The 11,552-nt window shown below is 47.0% G+C and carries 9 protein-coding genes; 5 read left to right on the top strand and 4 right to left on the bottom strand.

The features are described 5' to 3' along the window. Positions 1-47: 47 nt before the first annotated feature. From bchM to nagA, 3 genes are all read right to left on the bottom strand, one after another. Positions 48-734 carry a magnesium protoporphyrin IX methyltransferase gene (gene bchM, locus IQ263_RS10925; protein ID WP_194067445.1) on the bottom strand — a complete coding sequence of 229 codons (687 nt, stop codon included), beginning with the start codon at positions 732-734 and terminating at the stop codon, positions 48-50. A gap of 159 nt (positions 735-893) precedes the next feature. Further along, positions 894-1,022: a hypothetical protein gene (locus IQ263_RS29280; protein WP_255515860.1), complete on the bottom strand. Its 129-nt coding sequence runs from the start codon at positions 1,020-1,022 to the stop codon at positions 894-896. 27 nt (positions 1,023-1,049) lie between these two features. Next, positions 1,050-2,279, bottom strand: coding sequence for an N-acetylglucosamine-6-phosphate deacetylase (gene nagA / locus IQ263_RS10920; protein WP_194067444.1), 1,230 nt, complete (start codon positions 2,277-2,279; stop codon positions 1,050-1,052). Between the two features lie 331 nt (positions 2,280-2,610). On the opposite strand from nagA, the gene purE reads away from it, so the two are divergent. The 4 genes from purE to IQ263_RS10900 all read left to right on the top strand — a co-directional run bounded on the left by purE (position 2,611) and on the right by IQ263_RS10900 (position 9,280). After that, the gene (purE, locus tag IQ263_RS10915) at positions 2,611-3,138 is read left to right on the top strand and encodes a 5-(carboxyamino)imidazole ribonucleotide mutase (protein WP_194067443.1); all 528 of its coding nucleotides are present in this window, start codon (positions 2,611-2,613) and stop codon (positions 3,136-3,138) included. A 76-nt stretch (positions 3,139-3,214) separates the two neighbouring features. Then, positions 3,215-4,816 (top strand): ammonium transporter, encoded by a 1,602-nt coding sequence (locus tag IQ263_RS10910; protein ID WP_194067442.1) that lies wholly within the window; start codon positions 3,215-3,217, stop codon positions 4,814-4,816. A 1,020-nt stretch (positions 4,817-5,836) separates the two neighbouring features. Next, the gene (locus IQ263_RS10905) at positions 5,837-6,751 is read left to right on the top strand and encodes an SGNH/GDSL hydrolase family protein (RefSeq protein WP_228049965.1); all 915 of its coding nucleotides are present in this window, start codon (positions 5,837-5,839) and stop codon (positions 6,749-6,751) included. A gap of 1,080 nt (positions 6,752-7,831) precedes the next feature. After that, positions 7,832-9,280 (top strand): ammonium transporter, encoded by a 1,449-nt coding sequence (locus IQ263_RS10900; RefSeq protein WP_333192434.1) that lies wholly within the window; start codon positions 7,832-7,834, stop codon positions 9,278-9,280. Positions 9,281-9,389: 109 nt separating this feature from the next. Here the strand turns inward: IQ263_RS10900 and IQ263_RS10895 are convergent, their stop codons facing one another. After that, complete coding sequence (locus IQ263_RS10895) at positions 9,390-9,824, bottom strand: GxxExxY protein (RefSeq protein ID WP_194067441.1); 435 nt, start codon at positions 9,822-9,824, stop codon at positions 9,390-9,392. 134 nt (positions 9,825-9,958) lie between these two features. Between IQ263_RS10895 and IQ263_RS10890 the strand changes: the two genes are divergently transcribed. After that, positions 9,959-11,164, top strand: a complete 1,206-nt coding sequence (locus tag IQ263_RS10890) for a 4-hydroxy-3-methylbut-2-enyl diphosphate reductase (protein WP_194067440.1) — start codon at positions 9,959-9,961, stop codon at positions 11,162-11,164. The last annotated feature ends 388 nt before the right edge of the window (positions 11,165-11,552 follow it).

Below are 11,552 nucleotides of genomic sequence, written 5' to 3'. Positions count from 1 at the left end.
CCCATAAATGCTCTAAACTCGCTTCAGAAGAGGCAGATATTTTGACCCTATTTCCGCACAGCTTCCAGCAAGCGAGAATAGTAAAAGCTAGTGCTGTTCATGGCTGTTCTGTTAACAACAAAGCCGTTGCTTTCTAGGATTTTGATAATATCTGCTTCGCGGTGCTGGTAAGCGCGAGTAGTTTTGCTCGGGCCGGGGAAAAGTTCGCCAAATTTTTTGAGGGCGGTGAGTGCTAAAGTTTTTGGGGCAAAACTGAGAATTAGTCGCGATTGGGCGATCGAACTTAGGTGAGCGATCATTTCCGCGGCTTTATTTTGAGGATAGTGGATCAGCACGTCCAAGCAAATAACCGTGTGAAATTTGCCCGTTAAAGCTTCCAAATCCTGGGCGGCGAAGGAGATGTTGTACAGCTTGCCGGGAACGGCTGTCGATCGATCGTAGGCTTCTGCTACCATCTTTTCAGAGATATCGCTAGCGCAAACAATTGCCCCAGCCTCAGCTAGGGGAATGCTCAAAGATCCCACACCGCAGCCGGCATCGCAGATACTCAGCCCGGCCAAATTACCGTCAGCTTGCAGCCATTCGATGACTGTATCCACCGTTTTCTGGTGCCCGGTGCGGATGTCTAGCTGCACTTTGTTGACTTTGCCGTCGCCGTAAATTCGCTGCCAGCGATCGAATCCCGTCGAGTTAAAATACTGTCTAACTATAGTCTTGTCGTCTACCAAATTCATCGATCTGCCTGCTGCTGAGTTATTGCCAACGGTTTGATATTATAGCAGAAGTCATTAGTCATTAGTCATCAGTCATCAGTCATCAGTCATTAGTCATCAGTCATTAGTCATTAGTCATTAGTCATTAGTCCTTAGTCATCAGTCATCAGTCATCAGTCATTAGGAAAAATTCCCATTCCCAATTCTTAATTCCCAATTCCCAATTCCCAATTCCCAATTCCCCATTCCCAATTCCCAATTCCCCATTCCCAATTCCCAATTCCCCATTCCCCATTCGCGATTCCCCATTCGCGATTCCCCATTACAATCTAAAATCTAAAATAGTCTGTGCCAAGTTAATTGTTTTATCGCTTCATTCAAATTCCAGCGCAACAGTTGAGCAGCAGGTTGGCCGATAATTCCCGAAAGTCCGATCGCCTTTCTGGGAGATTCAGTTGCTAGGGCGATCGCACTTTCTGGCTCGCAAATCCCCCACTTCACCAAATTCTGCACTCCCGCCAACAGTGGCAGAGTTGTACCTGCCAAAGTAGCAGATTCCAGGGGCGTGTGGTAATCCAATCTTACCCAAGCCGTACCTTTTCTGACTTCAATTTGTCGGGAATCCCAAGGATAAACACCGTCAGGCAAACCCAAAGGAGCTAAAGCATCGCTGACCAAAAAAATGCCTTTTTCGTAGCCGCCTGCGCGAAGCAAAAAATCGATCATTGTGGGAGAAACGTGCTTTCCGTCAGCAATTAAACCGCATTTTGCGCCCGGATAAACGATCGCAGCGCCCAACAAACCCGGTTCTCGGTGGTGCAAACTCGGCATCGCATTAAAAGCGTGAGTTACCATTGAAGCACCGCTGGCAAGTGCTTGCTGCGCTTGCTCTGCCGTTGCTTGGGAGTGTCCGAGACTGACGGTAATTCCCAAACTTTGCAAGTAGGGAATGACTTCGCCCGTGCTATCTAATTCAGGTGCTAAAGTAATTATTTTGACAACTTCGGCACAATCTCCTAAAACTTGTTTGACATTCTCTATAGTTAGCGGTAGTAAAAACTCAACGGGGTGAGCTCCTCGCTTCTGCGGGTTGAGAAAAGGGCCTTCGAGGTGAACGCCGATAATTTCCGCTGTTTTTGTATTATTTGTTGCTGGAGCAGCGTTTTTTGCACTGCGGATATAATCAGCTACCGTCGAGAGCGATCGCCTAAACTTTTTCAGCGAAGTTGTTACCAAAGTTGGCAAAAAAGCATCTATTCCCTGATTCCATAAAAATTGAGAAATTTTCGATAAAACTTCAATATCTTTGCTTTCTAAATCGGGAAAAGCAAAACCGAGAGCTCCGTTAATTTGCAAGTCAACACCGCCCAGGGAAATCCAATCGCCTGCTGCATCAACCACTTGCAAATCTGGAGGACAAATCCGTTTAAATACTGCATCCATCGGGCAAACTTCTTGAATGATGCCCGCTTCGTCAACAGCAAGCATTTGCAGCTCCTTGTAGCCGGGGATGCGAGCATTGAGAATATTGATGGGGGAGGCAGTTGGGGTTGTGACTTCAGTCATCCGATTTTAGATTTGAGATTTTAGTAGATTTGAGATTTTAGATATTTCGGCTTCGTAATGCAAGTGTGAGTTTTCAGATTTTAAATACTTGCATCCGATTTTAGATTTGAGATTTCATATTTTAGATCCTTCGGTTTTGCCTTACAAGTTTGAGATTTGTTCGCCTCGATCTGGGGGCTGGTGATGAGGATGCGAAGCTTTTTGCTTGCTGCATTCTTGGCTTGTGACTAAATTGCTCTCCTGCATCAGTTTGGCTACAAAATATCTAAATTTTAGTTAACGCCATAATTTTAAATTACCATTAATCTGAAATCTCATATCTGAAAATTGCATGAATGAACCGATAGTTGGAATTATTATGGGCAGCGATTCGGATTTGCCTACCATGTCTGATGCGATCGCCATTTGCGAAGAATTCAACATACCTTGCTCTGTGGCGATCGTTTCGGCCCACCGCACTCCCCTACCCATGGTAGAATACGCCCAAACCGCTCACCAACGGGGCTTGAAAGTCATTATCGCAGGTGCTGGGGGAGCGGCACATCTGCCGGGAATGGTAGCATCTTTAACTCCTTTGCCAGTGATTGGCGTGCCGGTACCGAGCCGCCACCTGCAAGGGGTAGATTCGCTGTACTCGATCGTGCAAATGCCAGCCGGGATACCGGTGGCAACAGTAGCGATCGGCAATGCTAAAAATGCCGGCTTGCTGGCAGTTCAAATATTAGCAGTTTCTCAGCCAGAATTGCTAGATCGAGTCCTCGCATACCGCAAAAAGTTGTCCGAATCTGTAATGAATAAACAAAATCAGCTAGAAAATATAGGTTATCAGAACTATCTCAATCTGAACAATAATCTATAAACTTCTGTAGTAGAATTGGAAAGTTTTCGGGTTCTTACCGATCGCAACAGTTGTCAAGAGGGCGAAAATGATAAAAATGACTGTCGGGAAAAAAAAATCGAAACAATTCAGGCGGGAGTCTTTAGATTTACCAGCAGCTAAATCTTTTACAAAAGTCAACAGGTTCCAGAAATTGCAAAGGGCGATCGCCCGCCTGAACCCGAGTTGGCAAGCCTCCATACCATTAGCTGTACTCGTATTCTCGCTTTGGGGATATGCCGCAGTCGCCCAAACGCCTGCCGCCCCAACCACCGAGCAACAATTGGCAAGCCTCAAAGTAGGCATGGATACCATGTGGGTAATGGTGACGGGAATGCTAGTGTTCTTTATGAACGCGGGTTTCGGTATGTTGGAAACCGGTTTTTGCCGTCAAAAAAATGCGGTTAACGTGCTGTCCAAAAACTTGATTGTTTTTGCACTGTCAACGCTGGCGTATTGGGCGATCGGCTTTGCATTAATGTTCAGCAACGGCAACGGTTTTATCGGCAGCAGCGGCGGATTTTTCCTGTGGAATGTAGCTGACAACAGCCCCGCCACAGGAGATGCTTATCAAGGCATCTTCACCGCATTAAACTGGACGGGAGTACCCCTCAACGCTAAATTCTTTTTCCAATTAGTTTTTGCCGGAACTGCTGCCACGATCGTTTCTGGGGCCGTTGCAGAGCGCATTAAATTCCTGGAATTCTTAATTTTCTGCTTGCTGTTAGTAGGCATTGCTTACCCGATTACCGGACACTGGATTTGGGGCGGCGGCTGGCTGGCAACAGCCGGATTTTGGGATTTTGCCGGTTCGACAGTGGTTCACTCGGTAGGCGGTTGGGCTGCTTTGATGGGAGCGGCATTTCTCGGGCCGCGGATGGGCAGGTATCGCGACGGCGATACTGTGGCAATGCCGGGACACAACATGAGTATCGCGACTCTGGGCTGTTTGATTCTGTGGTTGGGTTGGTTCGGGTTCAATCCCGGTTCGACAATGGCACTCGATCCAAATGCAATCTCCCACATCGCCATCACCACCAACACCGCCGGTGCCTTCGGGGGAGTTGCTGCAACGATTACAGCTTGGCTTTACCTGGGCAAACCCGACCTTTCGATGATTATCAACGGCATCCTCGCAGGCTTAGTCGGGGTAACAGCTAGCTGTGCTTGGATCAACATACCCAACTCTGCCATTATCGGCACGATCGCCGGCATCCTGGTAGTTTTCGCCGTAACTTTCTTCGACAACTTGAAAGTAGACGATCCTGTAGGGGCAACTTCAGTTCACTTAGTCTGCGGCATCTGGGGGACTCTGGCAGTGGGCTTGTTTGCTGACGGACCGACAACAGGTCTTTATACCGCAGGCCCGGCAGCCGGATTGCTCGTGGGCGGAGGTTTCGGTCAACTCTGGGCGCAGTTGGTGGGCGTTATCTCTGTAGGCGGGATGACCGTGTTGCTGAGCACGATTTTTTGGGTGGCACTAAAAGCTTTGCTGGGTATCCGCGTTTCTCCTGCTGAGGAGGCTGAAGGTTTGGATATCGGCGAACACGGGATGGAAGCTTACAGCGGTTTTGTGAAGGAAACTAGCTTGGAAAACAGAAGTGAGACCAGCTACGGCGGTTATGCTGGAGGCTCCGGCGGGAGGACTACTAAACTTTAGAGCACCCCTTGAGAGGGTGCGATCGATCGACTTTCTTCAGCTTTCTGGCCCTAGATTGGCAATTTTTAAGTTAATCTAGGGCTTGATTCACCGAAAAACCCTAATCTGAAATAGCCACCGCCTGCGGATGCAAGCCCGGATTCCTCTAGATCCTTTTAATCCGAGTCGATCGTTCTGGCGTTGCTTGGCCAACCCTTGCAATTACGTTTACAAACCAAGTTGGTGCTTAAGAGCCCGTTTAACAAAAAATGCTACGGTATAACAGCTCTCAACCCTTATGGAGTAAATTATATGGAGTAAATTATTCTACAATCTAAAATCTAAAATCTAAAATTGTCGAATTTGTGTGCCAGAAAGTTGGGCAGCCAGATTTTTCATCAGAAAACTGGGTTTAAAACCCCGTCCCTTCAGCAAGCTCATGGCAAGCCTTTGAGGACGGCTTTTAATACTGGAAAACTTTTTCAGGCTTGACAGTATTTTCCCTAAGTCTAGTAAACTAGAGTTTAGATACAGGTAGAATAACCGCTAGCACCAATGGGCGAGAATCCAAAACGACTGGCTAGAAAACAATAATATCTCGTGGGTAGCGAACACCACAAAAACATAGCTAGGGTAGCCACCGCGCACCCATATAAGAAAAGTCAAAAACTTAGTAGTTAGATGTACAAGGGCATACGGAAACTTGGGAAGTGATTCCTTAACGCTTGGGGAGACAAGCCCTCTGGGGCTATTCAAATTAGACTCACAACTTCGTTCAATCGGACAGGTTTTTGGTTGAAATATTGCCGAAAGGATGGATAGTTTAAAGGTGTGTCAGTGAACCAAGAATCCCCGCGCGTTCACGCGCCCGGAGTGTCAAGATAAAGTAGTATGAAAAAGCAAAGTTCTGCATCGCCCTCGCCCCCTCCCACATTACAGTGCTTGATTCTTACCAGAACTGAGGCGAAAATCGAGCGGTAAAATTTGATGCAGCAATTAGTGCTAATGATTCAGTGTGGTGTCTGCAAATAGCTTGAGTTTATGGAGAAGTTTGGAGGAGTTAGCAAAAGTAGAACTCATAAATCCCTCTTAGGGATGGAGGTTAGGCGATCGAAAAAAATGCCGGTTTGGGCTTTCTTATCTCTGGTGACAAACGCGCTACTAATAGCCGCGATCGCTCAAATGCTCGCCAGGGGACACAACATTACAGAAAGCTCTACGGAGAGTGCTGCAGTTGCAGGAGGCACTGAGGAACTAATTAGCTCTGTGACGGCGACAAACTCTGCAAAGACATTGCTAGACGTACCCGTTCCCGGACAGCGACACAAATGGACTTACCAGGAGTGGGTGATGCAGTTGGGCCGGGAAGCTGAGGCGGTGGCGGCGAATCGACCCCCAAAACTCAGTGTTTTGGCTGGGGATTCTTTGAGTATGTGGTTTCCAGCAAAGATGTTGCCGCCCGATCGCATTTGGCTCAATCAAGGGATTTCGGGGGAGACTTCCGTGGGTTTGCTCAAGCGCTTGCAGTTGTTAGATCGCACGGCACCCGATACGGTGTTTGTCATGATCGGGATTAACGATTTGCTGCGGGGCGCCACCGACGAAGGGATTTTGGACAATCAGCGACAGATTATTCGCGATTTGCGGTGGGCTCACCCGAAAGCACAAGTGGTGGTGCAGTCGATTTTGCCGCACAGCGGGGAACAAGCAACTTGGGAAAATCGCGATCGGCTGCTGGCGATTCCTAACAGTCGGATTCGCTCCATCAATCGGCGGCTCAAAGAAATTGCTAGTTCTGAAAATGTTTTGTATCTCGATTTGCAGCCACTGTTTGCGGATGCTGACGGCAATTTACCAATCGAACTAAGTACAGACGGCTTGCACCTTAACGATCGGGGTTATCTGGTTTGGCGATCGGGCCTGCAAATGTTTGCTCAGATGCAGTTAAAACATTAGTCAATAGTCAATAGTCAATAGTCATTAGTCAATAGTCATTTTAGCTGATCGCGAAGCCGAAGGCTAGTCATTAGTGCTGTCCCTCCGAGCGAACGTTATCAGAAAATTGGGTTTAAAACCTCGTCTTTTGAGAACGGCTTTTTTCCATTGTTAAGTAAAACAACAAATCCATCTTAACAAATGAATATGTTAGAATAACTAAATCAGACAAGATATAAAAACCTACCCCCGGACTGGGGGAAAGTCTACGCCCAAAAGATTTTTGAGGAGATATGACTACGCAGCTACGCTGCAAACGTAGTCAGCCTGGGAACCCACGCAAACGTGGGATATTAAGACATAAATGTCTTAAGAATCCCCTTGCCTTAAGGCCGGGGAGTGTCAATAGTGAGGACTTGCTGAAAAAGTCCACAAATCGAATCTAGGTGCCAAACAGCTTGAAAAATGGGAGATTCGGAGATGGATCCCCAAATTTACTCCACAATTTTCCACCGAAATGCAAGGATTTTGAGCCGACAAAGGTCATAACGAGAGCTATTTTTTGTGTTTAAAAATCTTGAAACCCTAGGCAGTCATAACTTCTAGTTCTATTCGGCAAGCCCTAGTCATCACTCGCAGTCATCACTCGTAGTCAGCAGTGAGAAAGATCGAGGATCAATTTATATTCTCCCGAACTCTTCCCTTCTTTACCCGATCGCGACTTATCAGCCAGCGTAGCCGAAGGAAGCCTTTATAGCTTTCTTCCCTGTCCCGTTTCCGCTTCCACGGGTTATGTCAAATACCGGGAAATATATTTAAGAAATCCAATTTTTGAAATATCTAGTATACCTTGATACAGAATAATAGTTTCTACAAATGGTGCAATCCAAAAGGCATAGGCTATTAGATTGATAGTTGACCAATTTAGATCGATCCAGTTGTGTGAAGTCGGGCAGTTGAGGACTAGGGAATTATCTATTGAAGATTGGTTCCGCTCAAACAGGGACTTAAAACCAAATAACTATTGCATCTAAAATCCTCGCATCTAAAATCGGCTCCGTCTTCCCTAAAAAATGCTGAGTATTAGAAGGTAAAAATAACGTGTTCAAAAGAAGTTTCACGATCGGCATCCTCGCACTGTGGCTGTTAAGCGGGCCGCTGATGGACAATGCCTTAGCTCAAGATGCTCCTGCTGCTGCTCCTGCGGCGGCTGCGGTGGTGGCGAATCCGATCGACACCGGCGATACGGCATGGATGTTAGTGTCATCAGCACTGGTGTTGTTAATGACACCAGGACTAGCGTTTTTCTACGGAGGACTGGTGCGATCGCGCAACGTCCTCAACACCATGATGATGAGCTTAGTCATGATGGGACTGATCGGAGTCACCTGGACGCTGTGGGGGTACAGTTTGGCCTTTGACGTTTCCACTCCAGCCTCCCAAGGCTTTGCTAAAGGGATCGAAAGCTTCATTGGCGGCCTGGACTGGATGTTCTTAAACAACGTCGTCGCAGACAAACCAGATCCGATCGGCTACGCACCGACAATACCCCACCAAGTATTCATGGTTTACCAGATGATGTTCGCCATCATCACTCCCGCCTTGATTTCCGGGGCGATCGTCGAACGGGTAACATTCAAAACCTACTTCTGGTTCGTGCTGCTGTGGTCAACCTTCATCTACTCACCTTTAGCGCACTGGGTTTGGGGTAGAGGGTGGCTCGGAGCGATCGGAGCTCTAGACTTTGCCGGCGGTACAGTCGTCCACATCAGTTCCGGCGTATCAGCCGTAGTCGCAGCTTGGGTAATCGGGCCCCGCAAAGACCACTTGAACAAGCCCCACACACCCCACAACGTACCCTACGTCTTGTTAGGAATTGGACTGCTGTGGTTCGGCTGGTTTGGCTTCAACGGCGGTAGCGCTTTGGCATCCGGTTCCTTAGCCACAGTAGCTTTTGTCACCACAATGATTGCTACCGCAGGCGGCGGCTTAACTTGGACAATCATCGAATGGGTGTTCAGAGGCAAACCGACAGCAGTCGGAATTGCTAGCGGTTTCCTAGCGGGATTGGTAGGAATCACACCCGCCGCTGGATTCGTGCTGCCAGTGGGGGCGCTTTTGATCGGATCGATCACTTCGGTTTGCTGCTTCTTTGCCGTTAGCTGGCGCGCTAAGCTGGGATTTGACGACACTTTAGATACCTACCCGATTCACGGCCTCGGCGGGACTGTAGGGGCGTTGCTGACTGGCGTATTTGCGACTAAAGCCGTTAACGCTGCCGGAAATGACGGGCTGTTTGCTGGAAATCCGGGGCAAGTCGTGACCCAGTTTATAGGTGTTCTCGCTACTTACGTGTTTGCGGCTGTCGGCACTTTTGTGATTTTGAAAATTTTGGGGCAGTTTATGGAACTGCGAGTACCGTCATCTGCTGAAGACCAAGGCTTGGATATCGGCCAACACGGGGAAGAAGCTTACGGTGAGGATTTTGCCGGCGGTTTCAGTTCCTTTGAATCTGGTTCTCCTTTTGCGCCGAAGAAGGTGGGAGGCTGATTTTTTCGGGTAAGTGCGATCGTGTAGAGATGCAGTTATCTGCGTTTCTACGCTTTTTTTAACGAACCGCGAAGGCGCAAAGAGCGCGAAGGAAGAGGAGGAAGAAGGGTTAAGATGAGAGAATTATTCGTTTGATGCCTTCTTTGAGGATGGGAACGTTGAAGTTGATGAGAAGGCCTAGGTTTTTTTTTGTCATTTTGAGATAGGAGATAACTTGGGCTTCGTGGATGGGAGCTAGCTTTTCGACAGCTTTTAGTTCGACAATCAGGATATCGCCAACCAGAAAGTCTAATTGACCTTCGCCGACTTGATGACTTTTGTAGGTGATTGCTACTGGCTTTTTAGGCTCACAAAGTATCCCCCGTATCCCAAATTCAACTTCTAAGGATTCCTGATACACTGATTCTAAAAATCCTGGGCCCAACAGCCGATGCACCTCGATCGCGGCCCCAATCGCTCTATAAGCCAACTGTTCTACCTGTTCGCCCAATTCTCTCATTCTTCTTTCTTCTTCCTTCGTGTCCTTCGCGCCTTCGCGGTTCATTCCCTCTTCCCTCTCACTGTGTCGATCGCACAAATAGCATATCTCATCCCTCCCTACTGAAACAAATAATCCCGATCGCCCCCCAGGCCTTCTAAAATCAAAGGTAATTCACCTAGATTTGAACTCAATACCGCATGGATACTAAAGCTTTTAAACGATCGCTCCAACAGTCTGAAAACTACCACCGCAAGGGTTTTGGACACGAAGCTGAGGTGGCTGACGTGATGCAGACTGCTTATCAAAGCAGTCTGATCCAGCAAATTCGCGACAACAATTACAGGCTTGAGCGCGGTGGCGTCACCATCCGGCTGGCTGAGGCTTTTGGCTTTTGCTGGGGCGTGGAACGCGCTGTGGCTATTGCTTATGAGGCTCGCCAGCATTTCCCCACCCAACGGATTTGGATTACTAATGAGATTATTCACAATCCTTCTGTCAATCAGCATTTGCGCGATATGGAGGTTGGTTTTATTGCTGTTGAAAAAGGACACAAAGATTTTTCGGTTGTCAGTAGCGGCGATGTGGTAATTTTACCGGCTTTTGGGGCTAGCGTCCAAGAAATGCAGTTGCTTAATGATAAGGGCTGCAAGATTGTTGATACTACTTGTCCTTGGGTTTCTAAGGTTTGGAATACTGTTGAGAAGCACAAGAAGAAAGATTATACTTCGATTATTCACGGTCAGTACAAGCACGAGGAAACTGTTGCTACCAGTTCTTTTGCTGATAAGTATTTGATTGTTTTGAACTGGGCAGAAGCTGAATATGTCAGCAATTATATCTTGTACGGGGGCGATCGCGCTGAGTTTTTGGCTAAGTTTAGTAAGGCTTATTCTGCTGGTTTTGACCCGGATGTAGATTTGGAGAGGGTAGGGGTTGCCAATCAAACTACTATGCTCAAAACTGAAACTGAGAATATTGGTAAGTTATTTGAAAAGACGATGCTGCGGAAATTTGGACCGTCCAATCTTAATGAACATTTTCTGAGTTTTAATACTATCTGCGATGCAACTCAGGAACGGCAGGATGCTATGTTGAGCTTGGTTGAGGAAAAGTTGGATTTGATGCTGGTGATTGGCGGTTTTAATTCTTCTAATACTACTCACTTGCAGGAAATTGCGATCGACAAAACTCTTCCTTCTTATCACATTGATTCTGCCGATCGCATTTTACCGGGAAATCGCATCGAACACAAGCCTTTAGGGGGAGATTTGATGGTCACCCAAAATTGGCTGCCTGATGGTAATATTGTGGTGGGCGTTACTTCTGGTGCTTCGACTCCAGATAAAGTAGTTGAGGATGCGATCGATCGCATTTTGACAATGAAAGCCGCTGTTATTGCCTAATTATTTTGTTCGGACACTGCACTCAAAATCATCATTTTCTCCGTGCAGTGCGATCGTCTTCTTCCCAGACTATAATTCCGATACCAGCGGATTTGATGCTATACCATTTATCAAAAGTCATGCACCAGTAGTCCTAGGGTGCGCCGTCATTAAAAATCCTTAAAAAAATCGACTTTTAGGGTGGCGACGCACCCGAAAACTACCCCTAAAAATCATCCGCGTAAATCTTCGTTGTTTATCTGCGATTCGCTTCCCTACCAATTTCTCCCCTTTTAAACAATATTTCTTGAATAAAAAATTAAAAAATCGCCTTTTTTTTGGTAAGAAGCTTGACAGCCTTGACTTTAGAAGTTATTATTTAGATAATCGAAGTGGTGAAAATTTTTAA

It is taken from the genome of Tychonema sp. LEGE 06208 (assembly GCF_015207505.1).
GTDB lineage: Bacteria > Cyanobacteriota > Cyanobacteriia > Cyanobacteriales > Microcoleaceae > Microcoleus.
This window is presented reverse-complemented; position numbering and strand designations above follow the sequence as displayed.